The 22634-nt window shown below is 44.0% G+C and carries 22 protein-coding genes; 9 read left to right on the top strand and 13 right to left on the bottom strand.

What is annotated here, in order from left to right:
- Positions 1 to 94: 94 nt before the first annotated feature.
- The 3 genes from GBI16_RS00685 to GBI16_RS00675 form a co-directional block, all read right to left on the bottom strand.
- On the bottom strand, positions 95 to 1396 hold the full coding sequence (locus GBI16_RS00685; RefSeq protein WP_086210364.1) for a solute carrier family 23 protein: 1302 nt from the start codon (positions 1394 to 1396) through the stop codon (positions 95 to 97).
- A 299-nt stretch (positions 1397 to 1695) separates the two neighbouring features.
- Positions 1696 to 4380: a phosphoenolpyruvate carboxylase gene (gene ppc / locus GBI16_RS00680; protein ID WP_086210363.1), complete on the bottom strand. Its 2685-nt coding sequence runs from the start codon at positions 4378 to 4380 to the stop codon at positions 1696 to 1698.
- Between the two features lie 191 nt (positions 4381 to 4571).
- Entirely contained in the window at positions 4572 to 5213 is a 642-nt protein-coding gene (locus GBI16_RS00675) for a TetR/AcrR family transcriptional regulator (RefSeq protein ID WP_086210362.1), read from the bottom strand.
- Positions 5214 to 5364: 151 nt separating this feature from the next.
- Between GBI16_RS00675 and GBI16_RS00670 the strand changes: the two genes are divergently transcribed.
- The 4 genes from GBI16_RS00670 (at position 5365) to dnaJ (ending at position 11337) form a co-directional block, all read left to right on the top strand.
- The gene (locus GBI16_RS00670) at positions 5365 to 6465 is read left to right on the top strand and encodes an efflux RND transporter periplasmic adaptor subunit (RefSeq protein WP_086210386.1); all 1101 of its coding nucleotides are present in this window, start codon (positions 5365 to 5367) and stop codon (positions 6463 to 6465) included.
- Positions 6466 to 6467: 2 nt separating this feature from the next.
- The gene (locus GBI16_RS00665) at positions 6468 to 9605 is read left to right on the top strand and encodes an efflux RND transporter permease subunit (RefSeq protein WP_086210361.1); all 3138 of its coding nucleotides are present in this window, start codon (positions 6468 to 6470) and stop codon (positions 9603 to 9605) included.
- 130 nt (positions 9606 to 9735) lie between these two features.
- Positions 9736 to 10113, top strand: a complete 378-nt coding sequence (locus GBI16_RS00660) for a hypothetical protein (RefSeq protein WP_086210360.1) — start codon at positions 9736 to 9738, stop codon at positions 10111 to 10113.
- A gap of 105 nt (positions 10114 to 10218) precedes the next feature.
- Positions 10219 to 11337, top strand: coding sequence for a molecular chaperone DnaJ (gene dnaJ / locus GBI16_RS00655; RefSeq protein WP_086210359.1), 1119 nt, complete (start codon positions 10219 to 10221; stop codon positions 11335 to 11337).
- A gap of 63 nt (positions 11338 to 11400) precedes the next feature.
- Here dnaJ and GBI16_RS00650 read toward each other — a convergent pair whose 3' ends face one another.
- Positions 11401 to 11637 carry a hypothetical protein gene (locus GBI16_RS00650; RefSeq protein WP_086210358.1) on the bottom strand — a complete coding sequence of 79 codons (237 nt, stop codon included), beginning with the start codon at positions 11635 to 11637 and terminating at the stop codon, positions 11401 to 11403.
- Positions 11638 to 11834: 197 nt separating this feature from the next.
- Between GBI16_RS00650 and dapB the strand changes: the two genes are divergently transcribed.
- Both dapB and GBI16_RS00640 read left to right on the top strand, forming a co-directional pair.
- Positions 11835 to 12656 carry a 4-hydroxy-tetrahydrodipicolinate reductase gene (dapB, locus tag GBI16_RS00645; RefSeq protein ID WP_151706321.1) on the top strand — a complete coding sequence of 274 codons (822 nt, stop codon included), beginning with the start codon at positions 11835 to 11837 and terminating at the stop codon, positions 12654 to 12656.
- Positions 12657 to 12713: 57 nt separating this feature from the next.
- A complete protein-coding gene (locus GBI16_RS00640; RefSeq protein ID WP_086210356.1) occupies positions 12714 to 13361 on the top strand; it encodes an START domain-containing protein in 648 nt (215 codons plus the stop codon).
- A gap of 51 nt (positions 13362 to 13412) precedes the next feature.
- Here the strand turns inward: GBI16_RS00640 and GBI16_RS00635 are convergent, their stop codons facing one another.
- Positions 13413 to 13817, bottom strand: coding sequence for a hypothetical protein (locus GBI16_RS00635; RefSeq protein ID WP_119063349.1), 405 nt, complete (start codon positions 13815 to 13817; stop codon positions 13413 to 13415).
- A gap of 99 nt (positions 13818 to 13916) precedes the next feature.
- Between GBI16_RS00635 and GBI16_RS00630 the strand changes: the two genes are divergently transcribed.
- Entirely contained in the window at positions 13917 to 15368 is a 1452-nt protein-coding gene (locus tag GBI16_RS00630) for a PLP-dependent aminotransferase family protein (RefSeq protein WP_151706320.1), read from the top strand.
- Positions 15369 to 15396: 28 nt separating this feature from the next.
- Here the strand turns inward: GBI16_RS00630 and GBI16_RS00625 are convergent, their stop codons facing one another.
- The 8 genes from GBI16_RS00625 to GBI16_RS00590 form a co-directional block, all read right to left on the bottom strand.
- The gene (locus tag GBI16_RS00625; RefSeq protein WP_086210353.1) at positions 15397 to 16419 is read right to left on the bottom strand and encodes an NAD(P)-dependent alcohol dehydrogenase; all 1023 of its coding nucleotides are present in this window, start codon (positions 16417 to 16419) and stop codon (positions 15397 to 15399) included.
- 33 nt (positions 16420 to 16452) lie between these two features.
- Positions 16453 to 17007, bottom strand: a complete 555-nt coding sequence (locus tag GBI16_RS00620) for a DNA-3-methyladenine glycosylase I (RefSeq protein WP_151706319.1) — start codon at positions 17005 to 17007, stop codon at positions 16453 to 16455.
- Between the two features lie 21 nt (positions 17008 to 17028).
- Positions 17029 to 17274 carry a hypothetical protein gene (locus GBI16_RS00615; protein WP_086210351.1) on the bottom strand — a complete coding sequence of 82 codons (246 nt, stop codon included), beginning with the start codon at positions 17272 to 17274 and terminating at the stop codon, positions 17029 to 17031.
- A 15-nt stretch (positions 17275 to 17289) separates the two neighbouring features.
- Complete coding sequence (locus tag GBI16_RS00610; protein ID WP_086210385.1) at positions 17290 to 17814, bottom strand: M23 family metallopeptidase; 525 nt, start codon at positions 17812 to 17814, stop codon at positions 17290 to 17292.
- Between the two features lie 117 nt (positions 17815 to 17931).
- Positions 17932 to 18966, bottom strand: coding sequence for an A/G-specific adenine glycosylase (gene mutY, locus GBI16_RS00605; RefSeq protein WP_086210350.1), 1035 nt, complete (start codon positions 18964 to 18966; stop codon positions 17932 to 17934).
- Between the two features lie 106 nt (positions 18967 to 19072).
- Positions 19073 to 19435, bottom strand: a complete 363-nt coding sequence (locus tag GBI16_RS00600; RefSeq protein ID WP_086210349.1) for an HIT family protein — start codon at positions 19433 to 19435, stop codon at positions 19073 to 19075.
- A 73-nt stretch (positions 19436 to 19508) separates the two neighbouring features.
- Positions 19509 to 20249 carry a dienelactone hydrolase family protein gene (locus tag GBI16_RS00595; protein WP_086210348.1) on the bottom strand — a complete coding sequence of 247 codons (741 nt, stop codon included), beginning with the start codon at positions 20247 to 20249 and terminating at the stop codon, positions 19509 to 19511.
- 169 nt (positions 20250 to 20418) lie between these two features.
- Positions 20419 to 20577, bottom strand: coding sequence for a DUF1328 domain-containing protein (locus GBI16_RS00590; RefSeq protein ID WP_004647174.1), 159 nt, complete (start codon positions 20575 to 20577; stop codon positions 20419 to 20421).
- Positions 20578 to 20778: 201 nt separating this feature from the next.
- Between GBI16_RS00590 and GBI16_RS00585 the strand changes: the two genes are divergently transcribed.
- Positions 20779 to 21231, top strand: a complete 453-nt coding sequence (locus GBI16_RS00585; RefSeq protein ID WP_110974705.1) for a YcgN family cysteine cluster protein — start codon at positions 20779 to 20781, stop codon at positions 21229 to 21231.
- Between the two features lie 98 nt (positions 21232 to 21329).
- Positions 21330 to 22604 (top strand): replication-associated recombination protein A, encoded by a 1275-nt coding sequence (locus GBI16_RS00580; RefSeq protein WP_086210346.1) that lies wholly within the window; start codon positions 21330 to 21332, stop codon positions 22602 to 22604.
- Positions 22605 to 22634: the final 30 nt, after the last annotated feature.

Genomic DNA, 22634 nt, shown 5'->3' with positions numbered 1-22634 from the left:
CAGAGTGGCATATGAAATTGAAGGTAGCGCATCCGACCAAAAAAAAGCAGCCCGAAGGCTGCGATCAAAAACGAATACTCAAAAATAAGGCCGATTAATCTTTTTGCCCTAAGCTGAAGAACCAGTTGAGGAACAAAGCTGCAAAGGTTGCAGTACCAATACCACCCAAGTTAATACTGCCAACTTGTAAGGCAAAATCACCCGTACCTAAAATGATGGTTACCGCAGCCACCATCAGGTTTTTGTTCTGTGAGAAATCAACTTTGTTTTCAATCCAGATTTTTGCACCCGCGATGGTAATCAAGCCAAAGACCACAATCGACGCACCGGTTAAAATTGCAGTCGGAATGGTATGGATAATCGCACCAAACTTTGGGGACAGACCCAAGAAAATGGCAAATACACCTGCGATGGCAAAAATGATGGTCGAATAAACTCGTGTGACTGCCATGACCCCGATGTTTTCACCATAGGTGGTCATGCCAGGAGCACCTACACCCCCTGCTAAAGTTGTTGCAATACCATCCGCAACAAATGCTTTACCAATCTGTGGATCAAGATTTTCACCTGTCATCGCACTTACAGCTTTAATGTGACCTAAGTTTTCCGCCACCAATATCAAAGCAATCGGTGCAATGATCATCATGGCATTGGCATTAAATTCAGGTGCATGGAAAGTCGGTAAACCAAACCAAGCGGCTTGTTGAATCGGGGCAAAATTAATCGCTGTGCCATAGCCCATGACATTGGTCACAATAAAGTAGACTAAATAAGACATTAACAGACCAATTAATAACAATAGGCGTTGCAATAAGCCACGAGTAAAGACTGCAATTGAGCCCATACATAACACGGTAACCAGTGCCATCCACATATTAAAGGTATTGCCAGCAACGCCTTTGACTGTAACAGGGGCAAGGTTTAGACCGATGATCATGACTACAGCACCTGTCACTACAGGTGGCATCAGTTTTTCAATCCACTTGGTACCTGTTGCCATAACCATAAAGCCAAACAATGTATAAAGTAGACCACAAGCGATGATCCCGCCACCCGCCATGGCTAAATTTGGATTGAGTGCGCCTGTGCCCGATGCAGTATAGCCCGTTGCAGCGATCACCACGCCAATAAAGGCAAAACTTGAACCCAAATAACTTGGAACACGACCACCCGTCATAATAAAGAACAAGATGGTACAAATCCCTGACATTAAGATGGCAAGATTAGGATCGAAACCCATTAAGAATGGTGCAAGAACTGTTGCACCAAACATAGCAAAGGCATGCTGAACACCTAAAATTGCACTTTGTGAAGCTGGAAGATATTCACTTGTGCCAACAGGGCGTGCATCTATGTTGCCTTCGTACGGGCGCCATTTGGGGAACCAATTGGACATTTTTTGAGCACTCTAAAGATAAATTGTGCACATCATACTCTTGTTTTTTAGAAGATTTAATCAGTGATACAAAAAATTGTTCAAACTAATCTTATGACTTTTCAGAACTTTTTACCGCATGGTAAAAGTTTTAATTTTTAAAAATAACGATAAATCAAGGCTTAATTGGTAATTTTTGCCAATTATTTATTCATAAATAATTATGATTAGATTGATAAATTTTTTTAACAGGTTTGACCATGCGGTCAATAAAAAAGCACACCATAGTGATGTGCTGTAAATTAAACAGGCTTAAAATTTTAACCAGTATTTCGTAATCCAGCCGCAATGCCTGCAATACTGACCATCAGAGCATGGTCTACAGGTGTATTGGTTTCTTGGCTACTTTCTAAGTAACGGCGACGACGTTTCATTAACTCTGCCTGAAGCAAATGTAGCGGCAATAAATACGGCTTACGTACACGCATGGACTGGTCTAAAACTTCGTTACTGCTCAGTAGTTTCGATTCACCTTTAAGTGCTAACAGGGTTTGCACTGCATATTTTAAACGTTGACGCAGATGTTCCCCAAGCACTTTCAAATCTTCATCATTGGTCAGGTGTGATTCATAATACAGCGCCACATGACCATCCGATTTTGAGAGCACCATTTCCAACATATCAATCAGGGTTTGGAAATACGGCCATGTCGCCAGCATTTCATCCAAGGTCGCTTTATGCCCTTGATCAATCACTTGGTTAATTGCAGCGCCTGTACCGAGCCAAGCTGGTAGCATCAAACGAATCTGTGTCCACGCAAATACCCACGGAATGGCACGTAAAGACTCAATGCCACCACTGACTTTACGTTTTGCCGGACGTGAGCCAAGCGGCAACATTTGTAGCTCTAGCTCTGGGGTGACTGTGCGTAAATACTTGACGAAGTGCGGGTTTTCTCGCACGGTTTGGCGATACACCTGCACCGACAAATCGGTCATGCTGTGCATCAACTCGCGCCACTCAGGTTTAGGAACAGGTGGTGGAAGTAAAGTGGCTTCTAAAGTAGCAGCGGTATAAATCTCTAAGTTTTGTAGTGCAATACCTTCTAGGCCAAACTTGAAGCGAATCATTTCGCCTTGTTCAGTGACTCGGATGGCACCTGAAATTGAGCCGGGTGGCTGTGAAAACAGGGCTTGTTGTGTTGGTGCACCGCCACGACTGATGGAACCGCCACGACCGTGGAAGAGGGTCAGTTGGACGTCATGCTTTTTCGCAACCGCAGTTAATTCTTCTTGCGCACGGTACTGTGCCCAATTGGCTGACATAAAGCCTGCATCTTTTGCCGAGTCCGAATAGCCAATCATCACTTCATGCTTGCCCTGAATATGCTGTTTATACCAATGCATATTGAATAGGGTATTCATCGTGCTTGCGGCGCCATCTAAGTCTTTTAATGTTTCAAACAAAGGCACCACACGCAGCGGATGTTGGATCCCTGCTTCTTTTTGCAAAAGTAGTACCGCCAGTACATCACTTGGGTACTCCGCCATCGAAATAATGTAGGCACCTAAACTTTCTTGAGGCTGCGCTGCCAAAGTGCGCATGGTGGCAAACACTTCTTGTACTTCGGGTTGTTCAATTAAGCTTTGTGTAGGCTCATTTAAATGTTTCGGCAACAGCGGACGTTTGCTTTGTAGTTCCTGCAATAAAAAATTTTGGCGCGCTTGTTCAGTCCACGTTTCAAAATTACCCAGACCCAGATATTCAGTAATCGCGGAAATCGCTTGGCGATGCCGTCCTGACTCTTGGCGAATGTCCAATTTCAGCAGTTCAATCCCGAAACAGTTCACCCGATGGATAAAATCGAGCAGTTTCCCATTGGCAATTTCAGGTAGATTGCTGGCAATTAAAGAGCGATAACACAGTAGTAAAGGCTGTAACAGTTCATCTTTAGCTTTAATGACACGGCTGTCATCGGCATCGGCACCGCGCAGTTTTTCTGCTAACCAATGGCGCGTAGCTTTTAGCCGTTCGCGAGTATCGCGTAAATATTCACGGTACGGTTCAGGATGGTCTTGACCCAAGGCTTGACGCAGTTCATCGCTACAGCTTTGAATCGAGAGTTCCCAACGTAAATCTTCAATGTCACGTAAGTACAGATCAGCTGCTTTCCAACGGGATAGCCACAGGACTTCTTGAGTAATATTGTGGGTTACATTTGGGTTGCCGTCACGGTCACCGCCCATCCATGAAGCGAAACGAACAGGTGCGACATGGAGAGGCAGACGTTGCCCACAGTGCTCAATCACCATGTCGTCCAGTTCACGCATGAACTTCGGTACGGCATTCCATAAGGTTTGCTCAATGGTGGTGAAGCCCCATTTTGCCTCATCCACAGGGGTTGGGCGATGTTGACGGATTTCATCGGTCTGCCATGCCGAACAGATCAATTGTTTTAAATCTTCAAGGACTGTTTGGCGCTCACGTGGGGTGAGTTTCTGCTGATCCATTTTAAAGAGAGCGTTATTGATACCATCATATTTTTGGATCAGGGTTCGGCGACTGACTTCTGTTGGATGAGCAGTCAGCACCAGTTCAATATTCAAATCACAGATTTGCTGAAATAGCGTATCAGTGGGAATGTCATTATTCTTGAATTTTTCAAAGAGGTGGTCGAGCGGATTGGGAGACGGGGTGTTTACATCAAATTCGCTTTGACGACGGCTACGTACAACGTGATATTGTTCAGCAATGTTGGCAAAATTCAAAAAGTGAGTAAAAGCACGAGTCAGTGGGAGAATTTCATCATCTTCAAGACTTAAAAAAAGTTGTTCGAGCTGTTTTTCAGCTTCAACTTGTCCGTCGCGAGCACCTTTGGATAAGGCACGAATTTGCTCGACCTGATTAAACAAATCTTGTCCAGCATGCTCCTTGAGGGTTTCACCCAACAAGTTGCCGAGTAATCGGACATCTTCACGTAGTGGAGCATCAATTTGTTGAATCATGATTATTATTCCCTCGTTGTTCTTAATTTGACTATACCCCGATTCGGTGACAATCCAAGTAGGGGCAGACAAAAGTAGGGGATTAATTGCTGAATTTAGAAACAAATGAAAGACTTATATCGCTGCTCTCTATTGATTCAATCACATGAATAAGTGACAAATCACTGAATTTGTTATTAAAAAATTCAAAGTCACTCTATTTGCTTTTCGTGTTTTTGTATCGGGTATCTGAATAAAAAAATGCTGATCGCTTCTTGAATGATTTGTTCACATTGTTCTGCACTAGGAACTTCGTTCATCCCCAATAGCATTTCTTGATGACGATAACCAAAGAGCAAAGACATTAATAAGGTGATGGCATCATTGACTTGTTCAAACTGAAGTACGCCTAGTGTTTGGGCCTGATGAAAAAATTGCTCCCAAATAGTCTGCATTTTAAGATGAGATGCTTTATAGAAGTTATGTAAAAGAGGATTTTGCTCTGCCGCTAGTTGTAATAACAAATGTTCCAGTTTAATTGCTTCGGGCAGGTTAATAATATACATCGACAGCGTACAGATTTGTTTGAGCATAGGTTGGAAGTCTTCTGCACATTGCAATTGAAATGAACGACCCAGCATCAGCTTTTCACAGGTTTCTTCTATGGCACAACTAAACAGGTTGGCTTTATCCTGAAAATGATTATATACCGTCAGTTTAGTGACATGGGCTTCTTTGGCAATCTGATCCATACTGGAGCCATGATAACCATGTTGTAAAAACAACTGACGTGCAACATTCAAAATCCGTTGCCGTTTTTCTAAATCCTTTGGACGTCCTGCTGAAGCTTGCACAAGTGATCCTAAAAAAAAGTTCAAAAAGTCATTTACATCTTAGTGTATCTTTAATTAGTGTACTATGCAGTATATTAATTAAAAAATAACCATGTTGCATCTGGATATTGTGCCTGATGAGCAGGTGATTTTGGAAGAAGAGCAGACTTCAATGAGCAGAATTCAGACCCTTGTGGCAAGTATGATGGTGGTGTGTAGTATCACCTTGTGGGGATGCAGCAAAGACACGGCTGAATCAGAACCCATCCCTCTAGTTATGGTGAGCCAACCGAATACCACTCATTTAGAACAAAAAAGTTATGCGGGTGAAGTACAGGCCCGCCAACAAACCGCACTGTCGTTTCGTGTTGGGGGGCAAGTTACAGAGCGATTGGTCGATGTGGGGGATCAAGTCAAAGTTGGACAAGTCTTAGCACGTTTAGATGTGCAAGATGCTCAGTTACAGTTAAATTCTGCCAAAGCCCAACTCGAGAGTGCACAAGCGGCTGAGAAAAATGCACAGGATGAACTTAACCGTTTTAAGCAATTATTACCCAGTAATGCGGTCAGTCGTTCACAGTACGACAGCGTTGAAAATCAATATAAAGCAGCACTGTCGAGCTTAAAACAAGCCCAAGCCAATTTTAATGTTACACAAAACCAAACCAGCTATAACCAACTGATTGCCAATAAAAATGGCGTGATTACCGAGCGAAATATTGAAATTGGGCAAGTGATTTCAGCAGGACAGCCCGCTTTTCAACTGGCGATTTCTGGTGATCGCGAAGTCGTGATCGGTGTCCCTGAACAAGCTATTCCTAAAATTACAGTGGGACAGGATGCCGTCGTTACGCTATGGTCTCAGCCCGATCAGCGTTTTGCAGCCTATGTACGTGAAATTTCCCCTGCCGCCGATCAGTCCCGAACCTTTAGTGTCAAAGTGGCGCTGCGTGAAGGGCAAAATGCGATTCAGTTGGGGCAAAGTGCACGTGTATTCTTTAGCTCCACCGAGAGTAATGTGCTGAGTGTGCCGTTAGCCAGTGTTTCAGCGAGTGGGAAAAATGCCTATGTCTGGGTGGTAAACAGCGATAACAGTATTCGTAAGGTGCCTGTGGTTGTTGGCGAGTATGGTCGCGATACGGTCACTATTCGCTCAGGGTTACAGCCAAAAGACTATGTGGTGGTGGGCGGAGTCCATTTACTACGTGAAAAACAGAAAATTAAACCGATTAGCCGTGATAACAAAGCGGTCCAGATTGCGGCAGGGAGTTAAGCATGAACTACAACCTGTCCGAATGGGCACTTAAAAATAAAGGTTTGATCCTCTATTTTATGTTGTTACTCGGGATCATTGGGGTGGTGTCTTATTCCAAACTTGCTCAAAGTGAAGACCCGCCTTTTACCTTTAAAGTCATGGTAGTGCAGACATACTGGCCTGGTGCAACTGCGCGTGAGGTATCGGAACAAGTCACAGATCGTATTGAAAAAGAACTGATGACCACGGGTAAATACGAACGTATTATGGCGTATTCACGACCTGGCGAGTCCATGGTCACTTTTGTAGCACGTGATGCCATGCGCTCGAGTGAAATACCTGATGTTTGGTATGATGTTCGTAAAAAAGTCAATGATATTAAGCATGAACTCCCAGATGGTGTTCAGGGTCCTTTCTTTAACGATGAGTTTGGTGACACTTTCGGTAATATCTATGTATTGACTGGTAAAGACTTTGACTATGCGGTGATGAAAGAATATGCCGATCGTTTGCAGTTACAACTACAACGTGTCAAAGATGTGGCTAAGGTGAACCTTGTTGGTTTACAAGACCAAAAAATTTGGATTGAAATTTCCAACACCAAAGCTGCGCAGTTAGGTATTCCCGTCACAGCTATTCAACAAGCGTTGCAACAGCAAAATACCATGGCCAGTGCAGGTTTCTTTGAAACGAAGTCTGACCGCATTCAACTGAGAGTCACAGGGCAGATTAAAAGCGTTGCAGAACTGCAACGTATGCCACTCTTGGTCAATGGAAAAACCATCCAGCTTAGTGACGTTGCTGATGTCTATCGAGGCTTTAGTGAGCCAGCTCAACCCCGTATGCGTTTTATGGGCGAAAATGGTATCGGAATTGCGGTCTCGATGCGCAAAGGTGGCGACATCTTGGCTTTGGGTAAAAACCTAGAGACTGAGTTTTCTAATCTGCAAAAAACCTTACCCCTTGGTATGGAGTTGAAAAAAGTTTCAGATCAGCCCGTTGCGGTGAAGCGCAGTGTCAACGAATTTATGAAAGTGCTTGCAGAAGCGGTCATTATTGTCCTGCTAGTGAGTTTCTTTTCACTGGGTTTCCGTACTGGGCTGGTGGTGGCATTCTCCATTCCACTGGTCTTAGCGATGACCTTTGCAGGCATGAATATTTTTGATGTTGGCTTGCATAAAATTTCGTTGGGGGCTTTGATTTTAGCACTGGGACTGTTGGTTGATGATGCCATTATTGCAGTCGAAATGATGGCCATTAAAATGGAGCAGGGCTATAGTCGACTACAAGCCGCAGGGCATGCGTGGCGAACCACGGCCTTCCCAATGCTGACGGGAACATTGATTACCGCTGCGGGCTTTTTGCCAATTGCAACAGCAGCCTCAAGTACAGGTGAATACACGCGTTCTATTTTCCAAGTGGTGACCATTGCTTTAATTGTGTCGTGGTTTGCGGCTGTATTGTTTGTACCTTATTTGGGCGACAAATTATTGCCTGATTTCAATAAGGATCTCATCCAAAAAGCACCGTGGTATAGCCGGTTGTGGGCACGATTGCGCAAGCAGCCTGAGCCACAGTCAACGGTGCATCATCCTGGTGAGCAGCATGATCCCTATCAAACCAAGTTCTATCAAGGTTTTCGTCGTTGGGTCAATCTGTGTGTGACTTATCGAAAAACGGTCATTGCGACAACGGTTGGGATCTTTGTGCTCTCGGTGCTCATGTTTAAATTGGTACCACAACAATTCTTCCCGCCTTCGAATCGCGCAGAAATTTTGGTCGATTTAAAACTCGAGGAAGGTGCATCTTTAACCGCAACTGAAAATGCAGTGAAAAAGGTCGAACAGTTCCTATCGAAGCAAAAGGGGATTGATAACTATGTGGCTTATGTGGGCACAGGTTCACCGCGCTTTTATTTACCGCTCGATCAGCAACTGCCACAGGCAAGTTTTGCACAGTTTGTAGTTTTGGCCTCTTCATTGGATGATCGAAATGAAATTCGCAAGTCTTTAGATACACAAATCCGTCAGTTACTGCCAGATGTTCGTACTCGTGTTTCTCTGCTTGAAAATGGGCCACCTGTTGGTTATCCAATCCAGTATCGGGTATCAGGTGAAGATTTGACACAGGTTCGTGCATGGGCGGACAAAGTAGCTGCGCTGATTGGCACAAACCCGAACACAACGAATGTACACCTTGACTGGGGTGAGCCAAGTAAGGTGATTAGCTTAGAGATTGATCAAGACCGTGCCCGCCAAATGGGGGTGTCTAGTTTAGATTTAGCCAATTTCTTGAACAGTTCTATTTCGGGTGCCACGATTAACCAATACCGTGAAAAGCGAGAACTGATTGAGATCCGCTTACGCGGAGACCAAGCGGAACGGGCTGAAGTAGAGTCCCTTTCCAGTCTGGCTATTCCAACCTCAAGTGGTGGCACAGTGCCACTCGCGCAAATTGCGAAAATTAATTATGGTTTTGAAGATGGATTGATCTGGCACCGTAACCGCTTACCGACCATTACGGTGCGTGCAGATATTCGGACCAAATTACAGCCTGCCACTGTAGTGGATGAAATGGCTGAACAGATGGATCAGCTGCGTGCAGAATTGCCAAATGGTTATTTGGTTGAAGTGGGTGGTACCGTGGAAGAGTCTGCACGTGGTGGTAAATCGGTTGCAGCGGGCATGCCTTTGTTCTTAGCCGTGGTCATGACCTTGCTGATGATTCAACTGCGCAGTATGTCGCGTGCGACAATTGTACTGCTTACCGCACCTTTAGGCTTAATTGGTGTGGTGCTATTCTTGCTGCTGTTCAATAAACCCTTTGGTTTTGTTGCAATGTTAGGCACTATTGCCCTGTCGGGGATGATTATGCGTAACTCGTTGATCTTGATTGATCAGATTGAGCAAGACATTCAAGCAGGGCATGAAACATGGGATGCGATCATTGATGCAACCGTGCGACGCTGTCGTCCGATTGTGCTGACGGCATTGGCGGCTGTCCTTGCCATGATTCCACTGTCCAGAAGTATTTTCTTTGGTCCCATGGCTGTTGCGATTATGGGTGGATTGATTGTAGCGACGCTATTAACCCTGTTCTTTTTACCTGCCTTGTATGCGCAGTGGTTTAAAGTAAAAAAAATTAGCCATAAGCTGTAAATTTATGCCAATATCAGGTGCGAAACATTGAAAATTTCAATATAGTAGCACCTGAAATTTATGGCATTTTTATAAAGCAGTTTTTGCTACACATTACAAAACGAACGATGTAGCAAATGGGGTTAAACGCATGATGCAAGACAATATTACCAAGTATCGCCGCTCTATAGCGATTTCTTATGTCTTCATGTTTTTAGCTTTGTTTACTGTGATTAGTGGCGCATTTTCATATTGGTATGCACGGAAAGTCACGCAGATTGATCACGCTGAGGTCTGGTTACAAGCCCAAGCCCTTTGGGTGATGCGTAATATTGTGATTTATAGCATCTTGGCTTTGTTTGCAGCATTGTGGTTTATTCCGCTCATGTTTTTCACTTGGGATAGCGCATTGTGGGTCACCGCATGTACTGTTGCAGGTGTCGTTTTTAGCTGTATTGCATTTCTTTTTCTTTTAAATGCATGGTTTAAAGGCTTCTCTAAATTTTTGAAAAATAAGGCTGTTTTCTAAACATACTGATTTTTTTTCAAACATCCCCTTGTAAAACTTGGTTTGACCCCCAATTTCAGACCACAGCCCAGTATTAAATAAATTCCGTGAGGAGCATCGCCAGACATGGCTAAACGTGATTATTATGAGGTTTTAGGTGTTGCTAAAACCGCTAGTGATGATGAAATTAAAAAAGCCTACCGTAAGTTGGCGATGAAATATCATCCAGATCGTAACCCTGATAATGCCGAAGCTGAAGAGAAGTTCAAAGAAGCTGCTGAAGCTTATGAAATTTTGTCGGATAGCGAAAAGCGCAGCATGTATGACCGTATGGGACATCAAGCCTTTGAAGGTGGTATGGGCGGCGGCGGTGGCTTCGGTGGTGGTTTCAGCGCAGAAGATATCTTTAGTCAATTTGGTGATATTTTCGGTGGCGCATTTGGTGGCGGCGGCGGTCGTGGTCAACAGCGTGCACGTCGTGGTTCTGACTTACGTTATGTAATGGAACTGACCTTGGAAGAAGCAGTAAAAGGAGTGAAGAAAACCATTACTTTTACTGCACCAGCACCGTGTGAAACGTGTGATGGCAAAGGTTCTAAAAACCCGAATGATGTTGAAACCTGTAAAACCTGTCATGGTGCAGGTCAGGTTCGCATGCAACAAGGTTTCTTCTCTGTACAGCAGACTTGTAGCACTTGTCGTGGTCAGGGCAAGATCATTAAAAACCCATGTAATACTTGTCATGGTTCAGGTGTTAAAGACCGTCAACAAACCCTTGAAGTGACGATTCCTGCGGGTGTCGACAATGGTGACCGCGTTCGTTTAACGGGTAAAGGTGAAGCGATTCGTGACGGTCAGTCAGGTGACTTGTACGTAGAAGTGGTCGTGCGTGAACACGAAATCTTCCAACGTGATGGTGCAGACCTGTATATGGATGTGCCTGTAAGCATTGCAGATGCTGCTTTGGGTAAAGAAATTGAAATCCCGACACTCGAAGGTCGCGTGAGTTTGAAAATTCCTGAAGGTACACAAACGGGTAAAATGTTCCGTTTACGTGGCAAAGGGGTTAAACCTGTACGTACCAGTATGCAAGGTGACTTACTCTGCCGTATCGTGATCGAAACGCCAGTCAACTTAACAGCACGTCAACGTGAGTTGTTAAAAGAGTTGCAAGAAACTCTGGATGGAGATGATCACAAATCATCACCGAAGAAAAAGTCTTTCTTTGACCGTCTGTTTGACTGATAAAACGTCATATCGGTTAAATAAGATTGAAAAGAGCGGGAAAATTTTCCCGCTTTTTTTATGTTACTGCACTTCTGTTGGAAGTTCAGGTTGATCAATCTGATCTACAGAGACGGTCTCTTCAACAGGTGTAACAGATGGTGCTTGTTGTTCAGTATTGACCTTTGGGTGTGTACTGGTGCTAATTTTGACTTGTGACAAACTTTCCAAAGTGTCGCCTGCTTGAACAGCAGGTTCAGCCTGAACATTTGCCAGACAGCCCCCAAACGCGATCGCTAGAAAAAGTACCTTTGCTTTCATTCTATTTTCCTCATTTTAAAGTTGTTTTTTAACGCGAACCTAGTCTGCGTAATATTGATTGCAAATTTGTGAAAATGACGAGAAATGATGTTTGAAAATAAAGCGATTTTTTCGATGAAAATGGCTAACAAAACTTAGTCTGGGCAATGAGTTTTGCTATAGTAAGAACAATTTTGAAGCTACATTAGGAATATATTATGTCAGCAGCTCCACGCATTGGTGTCTTGGGTGCAGGCGGTCGTATGGGTCGCATCCTTATTCAAGCGGTAAACGAAGCAGGCTATCAATTGGCTGCAGCCGTTGAACGTCCTGAAAGTTCATTGATTGGTGCAGATGCAGGTGAGCTTGCAGGAATTGGTAGCCTTGGGGTGAAGGTGGTGGGTAGCCTAGAAGCGGTAGTGAAAGAGTGTGATGTGGTGATTGATTTCACTGCACCAGTAGCGACTGTTCAGCATTTAAAAATTTGTCGTGAAGCGGGTGTAGCCATTGTGATTGGTACTACTGGCATGAATGACGAACAAAAAGCCTATTTGGATGACTCTGCGACTCAAACACCTGTGGTGTATGCAGCCAATTATTCTGTGGGTGTCAACGTTTCGATTAAACTGTTGGAATTGGCTTCTAAAGTCTTTGGTGACACGGTGGATATTGAAGTGATTGAAGCACATCACCGTCATAAAGTCGATGCGCCATCAGGCACAGCGCTGATGATGGGTGAAGCGATTGCTGGAGCTTTAGGGCGTGACTTGAAAACTGATGCAGTATACTGCCGTGAAGGTCATACAGGGCCTCGTGAGCGTCAAAGCATTGGCTTCCAAACTATTCGTGGTGGCGATATTGTCGGTGAACATACCGCGATGTTTATTGCAGATGGCGAGCGTGTTGAAATTACCCATAAAGCGACCAACCGAATGAACTTTGCTTCAGGTGCCGTACGCGCTGCGGCTTGGGTCATCGGGTGTGAAGCAGGTAAATATGATATGAAAGATGTGTTAGGTTTTAACGATATCCAAGTATAAAACCCGTTTCATTCGTAATAAAAACAAGATAAAAACGAAAATAAGACGAAGAATAGAATGAAAAAAGTCATGTATATGGCTTGTGTTGTTGCCCTAATGAGCACAGCACAAGCCAAGCCTATGGATCAAGCCAAACTGAGTATTCATAAAAATAATATTAAAGTTTGGACTTATCAAAATGCACAAAACCCCGTTTTTTTATATAAGGCTGAAACCACGTTTGATGTGCCGATTGAAAAAGCCGTTTCACTGATTTTGGATGTAGATCACGCAGTGAAATGGGTACCGTATATGGGCAGTGTCAAAGTTTTGTCCCGCGATGATAAAAAAGGTGAATTCCAGTTGTATATGGTGCTCGACTTTCCTTTTCCTTTAAAAGATCGCGACTTGGTGGTGCAAGGCAAAATGATCAAGGACAGTCAGGGGGTGATAAGTATTAAAAACAAAGCCATTGATAAAAATATTCTGAAAAATCCAGACTATGTACGCTTAAACCACTATGAGGGCGATTGGACTTTCCAAAAACTCGGACCAAACAAAGTGAGAGTTTCCACTTCGGGTTATGCCAATCCTGAAGGCTCGATTCCACTGAGTATCGTGAACATGTTCGTCCAACAGCAGCCTTATCAAATGCTACAGAAAATGAAAAAGCAATTGCAGGAACAGCGTGATCTGCCTGTGCAGTTACCTGTGGCTTTACGTTAGAACTGCTGAAAGCCTGCACTGCGGTACAGGCAATTGATTTTGATGGTGGTTTTATTCAGGCTGTTGGTAAGTAGTCAGTTGCTGTAAAGTCGACGCCTGAGGTAAATCTAGGTGCATTAAACTCAGCATGACATGCCCTTCACCAGCAAGTGAGATTGTGAAATGTTTGGCACTGCTTTGATCACATTGAAATTCTAAATGTTTCTTATTGGGTAAATTTATCTGCATTTGTCGTTCATCGTTCAACCGATATTCATAGGTTCGCTGTGTTGCTGTTTCCGTCAAGCTCGGCTGTAAACTTAAAAATTGGTAGTCATTTAAGTTCTGTGTTTTGAGAAACCCTTCAATGAGCGCTTTACAAATAAAGTGCTGTTGCTGTACTTGCTGTGAAACCTTTTGCGGTTGGCATGCAGATAAATTCAATACACAAAATAAAGAAATCATTATTTTTTTCATAAAGGCACCTATTGACGTTCGTTGACGGATGACAGGAGCATAATTCTGTGCGCATAATGGATACAGATACATAAAATTTAAAAAAATAGGTACAGATGCATGGCTTTTCAGTATCAGAGCTTGGCGACGCAGTTACTTGAGAAAATTCAAAATGCGGAATTACCCGCAGGACAGAAATTGCTGTCTTTGCGACAGTTTGCAACTTTACAAAAGGTCAGTCTAAATACTGCCAAAAGTTGTTATGAACTGCTCGAATCGCAGGGCTATATTCATGTAAAAAATAAATCAGGCTATTTTGTCAGCTATCAGAAAAAATCCAGTCCCTCTATTCCTGTGCCACAGCATCCAGACTTTCAGTCCCAAGAGCGTGAGATCTCAAATTTAGAACTGCAACTTGAAATTCAACAGTCTTCTATTAACAGTCGTCTCATTCATTTGGGTGCTATTCAGCTTTCGCCTAAACATGTGCCTGTAGAGGCACTCCGCCGTTCAATCCAACGTGCACTAAAGCATAGCCAACCTGAAGACTTTTTATATAGTGATAAGCAAGGTCATATTCGCCTAAGACAAGCTTTGTCGGAGCATTGGGCTGAAGATGGTTTTTACATTTCGCAGGATGATATTTACATCAGCAATGGCTGTATGCCTGCATTGTCGGTAATCATTCAAAACTTAAGCCAAGAAGGGGACAGCGTGATTGTCCCAACACCGAATTTTAATGGTCAGCTGCAAATGTTGGCTGGCTTAAAGCGAAAAATCATTGAAATTCCAGCCGATACTCAAGGTTTTGATTTGGAACGTTTAGAGCAAGTCATGCAAAGTTCAGGTGCAAAAGCATGTTTACTTACGGCCAATTATCAAAATCCCTTGGGATTTTGCCTAAGCAATGCAGAAAAAGAAAAAATTGCACAACTGGCTGCACGTTATCAATGCTATGTAATTGAAGATGATATTTATGGTGAATGTAGTTTCAGCTCGAGTCGTCCGCTGCCGATTAAATATTGGGATCAGCAGGGTTATGTGATTTTCTGTGGTTCGGTTTCCAAGTCACTTTCAACTGCGTATCGGGTAGGTTGGTTCTGTATTCCGCAGCGCTTAGCGCATTTGAAGGCTACTTTGCTGATGCAAAATATCACCGTGAATACACCTTTGCAGTTGGCACTGGCTGACCTGATTTATAGCCGTGCCTATCGCGAACATTTACAGCAGCTTAAACCGATTTTGAAACAGCAAGTTGAACAATATCGACACATGATCATGCATGCCTTTGACGGGGTAGAGTTACGGATCAATCAGCCCTTGGGAGGATATGCGCTATGGCTACAACTTCCCGAAAGTATTGATGGTTTAGACATGTACTATTTTGCGCAACAACATGGTATCAATATTGTGCCCGGAGAGGTTTTTGGAGAAGGGCAACGTTATAAAAACTGTATCCGTCTCAATGCTGGACATGAACTTTCGGTAGATATTCGGGAGGCCGTTAGCTTGTTGGCCGATTGGGTCAAAGCGCAAATTAATCGTTCGGTAGGGGTTAAACAAGCGGTCTAAAAAGCGCCTCTTTTGAGGCGCTCATCGTTTAAAAGTCGGCTTTGAGGACAATACGATAACGTGCTTGTCCTGAATGTAAACGTTCCAGCGCTTCATTTAACTGCGACATGGGATACAGTTCAATTTGTGGCGCAATATTTTTACGTGCAGCGAACTTGAGGAGTTGGCGTAATGCCGCAGGAGATCCTGTCGGTGAACCTGTGATAGATTTGGCTCCACCAATTAGACTACCCGCAGAAATTTGCATCGGTTCTAAGGGCAGTCCCAACATATGTACCGTACCATTCGGAGCAAGTGTGGCTAAATATGCTTGCCAATTGAGCGTGACATTCACCGTACTGAGCAACAGATCGAATTTGCCCCTTTGTGCTTTAAGTGCATCCACATCTCGGCTATTTACGACATGGTCTGCCCCCATAGCCTTGAGCTCTTCAGCTTTGTCTAAATTGGACGTGAATGCCGTAATTTCACAGCCCCATCCTTTCAGAAGCTTAATCGCCATATGGCCAAGCCCACCAATGCCAATCACACCAACATGGTGAATAGCTTGAATTTGGTGCTTTAAAATTGGATCAAAAACAGTAATCCCGCCACACAGCAAAGGCCCTGCTGACTCAGGGTCCAGATCTTCAGGTAAGGGAATAATCCACTGCCAACCTGCCCGAACTTTGTTGGCAAAACCACCTGCATGCCCTACGATGGTTGCTGTTGAACCGCCTGTACAGAGCACCTGCTGCCCCGACACGCATGGGTCACAGTGTTGACAACTTTCAGCGGTCCAACCGATACCTACGCGTTGCCCCAGTTTTAAGCCTTTGGCCTCTGAGCCTAAGCGAATGATAGTACCAATAATTTCATGGCCTGCAACCACAGGGTAGACCGATGAATTCCAGTCATTATTGATGACCGAAACATCAGAATGACACAGTCCACAATATTCCACCTGCACTTCAACTTGATGTGCTTGCAGTTCGCCTGCATCGAATTGATAGGGTTGTAAGGCCTCGCCTGCTTGCATCGCCGCATAGGCACGAATGGTGTTGTCAGTCATATTCGGTGTCCTTATTTATCGTTTGAGATGGTTTTATTTAAAATGACAGCCATTTTCATGATCATTGACCATGCCGACCGCTTGCATAAAGGCATAACAGGTGGTCGGGCCAACAAACTTGAAGCCCTGTTTTTTCAGTGCTTTTGACATGCTTTGGCTTTGAGGTGTTTGTGCAGGTGCTGTGCGGTAGTCAGGAACATCATTGTGGATGGCATGTTGCTCGACAAAGTTCCAGAGCCATTCCACAGGGTTGATGCCTTGTTGTTTCAGTGCAACCCATGCAATCGCATTGTCACGAATCGCAGTGAGTTTTCCGATATGCCGGATTAGCCCTGCGTCTTGGACTTTAGTGGCTAAGTCTGCTTCGCTAAAACTTGCAATTTGCTCGATGGGATGCTGGAAAAAATGGCGATGATAGTGTTCACGTTTTTTCAGGACGGTAATCCATGACAGCCCCGCTTGTTGACCTTCGAGGCAGAGCATCGCAAAGAGCTGCTTTTCATCATGTAGTGGTTTACCCCACTCATGATCATGGTAGTCGATGTAGAGCGGGTCTGAGGAGCACCATCCGCAGCGTTGAGTGGTCATCTGGAAATGCTCCTTTTTTATTTATAGGGTAAACGTTGCCCATTGATCGAGTTGATTATCCCAATAAAATAATTGGGCGTGTTCGAGCTCGGAGAAGTTAATCCAAACATCTTTTCCGGTCTTTTCTGCAAATCCAGTGCTGATTAAGAGTGCATCTTCAGTAATTTCCATGATCCAGCCTTGGTGGCTTTGTCCTGCCAAGATAATTTTTTGTTGATTGCCTGATTCAGCAAATTCGACCAGACGGTTGATCAACGCTTCTGACATGAAAAATTCCTAAAGTTAACGTAAATAAGGATAGGGATTTACTGCACCACGACCTTTGCCTTGTAAATACAGTCCATAATGTAAATGTGGGGCGGTGTATCGTGCATTGCCTGTGTTGCCAACATAGCCAATCACATCGCCTTTTTTAACATAGTCTCCGACCTTTAAACCACGTTTATGATCATCAAGGTGAGCATAATAATGCCATGTGCCAGCGGGTCCCATAATCCAAACCACTTTACCACCCAAATTGTTATTACGTAAGTCCGCGACTAGGCCTTCTGTGGCGGAAAAAACTTTGGTTCCCTTTGGTGCCAAAATGTCGATGCCTTCATGCGTTCGTCCACTGCTGCGTGAGGCACCCCAAGTGTCTTTGAGCGCATGACGTTTGATGCCCTGAACTGGTACCGGGAATTGTTGGGCTAAACGCATATTTTTAAGCTGCTGAACTTGAGCTGCGGGTAATTGGCTACCGCTGGGCACAGGGGGGGTGGTACGACAAGCAGCAAGTAAAAGGAGAAGAATACTTAGACTGCTCATGGCAGAAATGCGAGGCAAACAATAACGCACGAACAATCCTTTCTTATCTCTGTGATCTCATTTTAAAGTGATCTCATTTTAAGTTTTATCATCAATCAAATTGATGACATCACTATGTCACAGTTGAATTGCTGAGATCAATTTTTTCATGGCGGTTGGGATGCCCATTTCTGTGACATTTTGTACATCGAACCACATGCCTGCCAGTTCAATACTTAAATGTTCGAGTTGATCGGCATCGACTTCAAAGCAAAGTGCTTCCAGTTGCCAAGTGAAATGGGTGAAACTATGCGAAATTTCAGCGCGTTGCGAGACTTGTTTTAATCCTAGACTTTGGCACAGTTGCGTGAGTGCATCACAGTTTTCAAAAATAGGTAAACACCATAAACCGCCCCACAGTCCACTATTGGGGCGTTGTTGCCACAGCCATTGATTGTGATGACGCAGCACCAATACTTGAGCCGACTTTATTGGGACAGCTTTTTTGGGTTTTTTAAAGGGTAATTCCGTTTCTAGCCCTTGTGCATGGGCTTTACAGTGTTGCTGCATGGGACAGTAGAGGCACAACGGTTTTTTCGGTGTACAGACGGTTGCCCCCAAATCCATGATGGCTTGGGTGTAGTCATGGTTACGTTCATTTGGGCAAAGTTCGTCAGCCAGTTGCCACATGCTACGCTCATGCGCGGGTTTACTCAGGTCGTCATCAATAGCAAAAAAACGTGCGAGAACGCGCTTTACATTACCATCCATAATGACGCCGTACTGACGTAAACCCAAAGACATCAGTGCCCCTGCGGTAGAGGGTCCAATACCGGGCAGTTCAATCCATCCTTCCAAGGTTTGAGGAAAAGCACCATGGCGTGCCACAATACTAGCCGCTTTATGCAGATTACGCGCGCGTGCGTAGTAGCCGAGACCTGCCCAGTAAGGTGCGACCTCATCCCATGATGCTGTCCCTAAAGTTTCAACCGTTGGGAAGCGTTCGATAAAACGCTCGAAATATTGCAGTACGGTTTTGACTTGGGTCTGTTGTAGCATAATTTCAGACACCCAAACTTTGTAGGGGTCATCGGCCACTTGCCATGGTAGGTCATGTCGACCATGAACATCGAACCAAGTCAGTAACGCATCTGAAAAAGAGAAAGGAGACATCTGAAGCACAAACAAAAAATTCGACTTAGTATAACGGAATGTCTTTTATACGCAGGTATTTTGCCTATAAAAAATGGCGCCGAAGCGCCATTGATCAAATGAGCATTTAGTCGTGTGTCATGCCCCAGCGTGCATCGAGTTTGAGCTCTTGGTCTTTATAGCGTGGAATAATATGAATATGCAGGTGTTCAGACACATTTCCAAATATTTCACCATCATTAAACCCAATATGGAAACCTGACGGTTGATGGCGCAATTGGAGTTCATTACGTGCCAGTTCTAACAAAGACATTAAGCTCTTACGTTCTTTGTCAGTGATATCAAAGAATGAACTGATATGGCGTAGAGGGATAATGACGCAATGACCTTTAGAGAGCGCATTGGGTTCGGGTAAAATCACCCCAAACTCGTTTTTATCAAGCACATCAAATTCATCAAAATTACAATATTGGCATTGGGTCTCAGTCATTGTTATCTCCTCTAAAATCTAATTATCTATCTTACTGGATATGAGCAAGTGATATTTGCTTGCTCGTCTCTAGTTAAGCACTGAGATTGCGTTCTAGCAAGTCATACATTGCTTCAAGACCCTGTCTTTCGGCTTCAGGGTTATAGCCCAAGTCTACACCATTGGCTTTGGCACGTTCATCGGCTAACGGATTACTAAAGCCATGCTTCGCATCTTCAAAAATAATGACTTCATGATTTACTTTCGCTGCATGCATTTCTTCACGGAAGCTTGCAACATCATCCAAGGTGACCATGCTGTCTAACTCACCATGTAAAACTAAAATTTCACCTTGAATTTGACCTTCGACCGCAGGGGCTTTCGGTGCCAAAGTTGCATGGAAGGTTGCGACAGCTTTGAGTGGAGCACCAGAACGTGCCAAGTCTAAAACCACTTTACCACCATAACAAAAACCAATGGCCGCCAGTTGATCGGCATTCACTTCAGGCTGGGCTGCAAGCGTCTCTAAACCTGCTTGAGCACGGTTGACGATGGTGTCTGCATCGGCAAAAGTTTGCATCATCCATTCATAGGCTTGCTTGGCATCAGTGGTGACTTTTTTGTCGCCGTACATATCAATCGCCAGAGCAGCATAACCATGTTCAGCTAGTTCGCGAGCACGTTGTTCAGTATATTCATTTCGACCCCACCATTCGGGTGCAACAATGATTCCTGCATGGGGTGTTTGGCCATTGGGTGCTGCAAAATAACCGACTAAGCGTTGTCCATCTGCTGTGTTATATTGAATTTCCCGAGTTTGAATACTGATCGTCATGCTCAAATCCTGTTAGATAATATGTTCTGATTAAAGCATAAAAACTTTTACAAGGATTTGAAAAACAGCCTGATTTGTAGAAGAAATGTGAGAAATTATTTTTTAAATGCCATAACGAAAAAAGAAGGAAATCATTCCTTCTTTTTTGTCAGTGAAGCATTTAAGCTCCCTATACTTTGCCACGGGACAAGAAGCCGACAATAGCAAGTATGACTGCAATCACTAATAAAATAATTGCAAAGTCTTTCGATAAACCTGCGACACCACCAAAGCCAAGTAAACTTGCAATCAGTGCAATCACTGCAAAAATAATCGCCCAACGAAACATAGCTCTTCTCCATGGATGTTTTTATTGATTACTTATTGAGTATAAAAAGATCCTTCAAACTCACTGTGTTGCTTTTGTTTAAAAAATGTTCTGTTTTTATTTTAAGTTTATGAATATGATGTAAATCTTGAAAATGATCTGACGCTAAAAACTAAGCTGATGATCGGTTATAATAGGTCATTGAGTTTATTGGCAGCCCCCATGGCACACGAATTACGCCCAGAGTTTTGGAAGCATTATACCCTTGCTGAGTTACATCCAGCAGAGTGGGAGGCGCTGTGTGATGGTTGTGGTCTGTGTTGTTTGGTGAAACTTGAAGATGAGGAAAGTCAGGAAGTCGCCTATACCAAAGTGTCTTGTAAGCTGTTGGATTGCCAAACGGCCAGTTGTCGTGATTACCCCAACCGCAAGCAGCATGTACCCGATTGTATCCAGCTCACCCCCGAACTTTTAGACACGATTCATTGGTTACCACCGAGCTGTGCCTATCGTCGTTTACATGAAGGTAAAAATTTACCCAGATGGCACTATCTGAACACGGGTTCACGTGAGAGCATTCTAAAAGCCAAAAAGTCTGCGGCGGGACGCTGTATTTCTGAAGATGAGATCAATCAAGAAGAGATCGAAGACTATATTGTGCGTTGGGTTCGCTAGCGGAGAAAAGCGGCGTGAAATTGCATGAAAAGCTTGTGTCATTTACCTGAATTTGCCATAACATAAGCATTCGATGAACGCATTTAAGTCTTAGTCCTATGTCCGATAGCAATATTCCACTGCCTGAACGTTTACGCCCGCGTGATTTGTCTGAAATTATTGGGCAGGATCACTTATTGGGTGAGCAGGCACCGCTCCGTCAAATGATTGATCAAGGACATTTGCCATCTATTATTTTTTGGGGACCACCTGGGGTGGGGAAAACCACGATTGCTTTACTGTTGGCACAAGCGATCGACCGACCGTTTGTCAGTCTATCTGCACTCAATACGGGGGTCAAAGAACTCCGTGAGATCATTGCCGATGGCGGGGACTTAATGCCACCCGTGGTGTTTATTGACGAAATTCATCGTTTTAACAAATCACAGCAAGACGCGCTACTGAATGCTGTGGAGAAAGGCAAAATTACCCTCATTGGCGCCACCACAGAAAATCCATCTTTTGAAGTGAACAGCGCGCTACTGTCACGTTGTCAGGTCTATACCTTAAATGCACTCGATGCTGATGCGATTCAAACTTTATTATTACAAGCGATTAAGAACGACAAATTTTTAAAAGAGCGCTACATTCAGATCGAAGAATTTGAAGCTTTGGTGCAATTTGCCGCAGGTGATGCACGTAAGGCTTTGAATCTTATTGAGTTGATTGCAGGAACTTTCGAGCCAGACGTTGAAAATATCGTGACCAATGCAATGGTTGTCAAAGTTGCACAGCAAAATATTGCCCGTTATGACAAATCGGGTGAGCAGCACTATGATTTGGTGTCGGCTTTTATCAAGTCGATTCGTGGCAGTGACCCTGATGCTACTTTATATTGGATGGCACGCATGCTCAAAGGCGGAGAAGATCCCGTTTTTATTGCACGTCGTATGTTGATTGCTGCCTCTGAGGATATTGGCAACTCAAATCCGAATGCTTTACTTCTGGCGGGCGAATGCTTCCGCTCTGTTCAAGCTGTGGGTATGCCAGAGTGCCGAATTATTTTAGGGCAGTGTGCGGTGTATTTGGCGACCAGTGCAAAAAGTAATAGTACATATCTTGCAATCAATAAAGCCTTAGATTTGGCTGAAAAAACGGCAAATTTACCTGTGCCGTTGCATTTAAGAAATGCACCAACTAAGTTGATGAAAGAGCAGGGCTATGGTGTCGACTACTTGTATCCACACAACTATCCAGAGCATTTTGTGATGCAAGAGTATTTACCACCTGAACTGAAAGGCACCAAGCTATATGAGTCAGCACGCAATAAGCGTGAGGTTGAAGGAGAGCGCTTACAACAGCGACGTTGGCAACAACAGCAGCAACAACAGTAAACATAGCCCGATTGAAAGATCGGGCTTTTT

The sequence above is a fragment of the Acinetobacter sp. TUM15064 genome, assembly GCF_008980265.1.
GTDB lineage: Bacteria > Pseudomonadota > Gammaproteobacteria > Pseudomonadales > Moraxellaceae > Acinetobacter.
The sequence above is the reverse complement of the archived record's forward strand: the minus strand, read 5'-3'. Positions and strand labels throughout refer to the sequence as shown.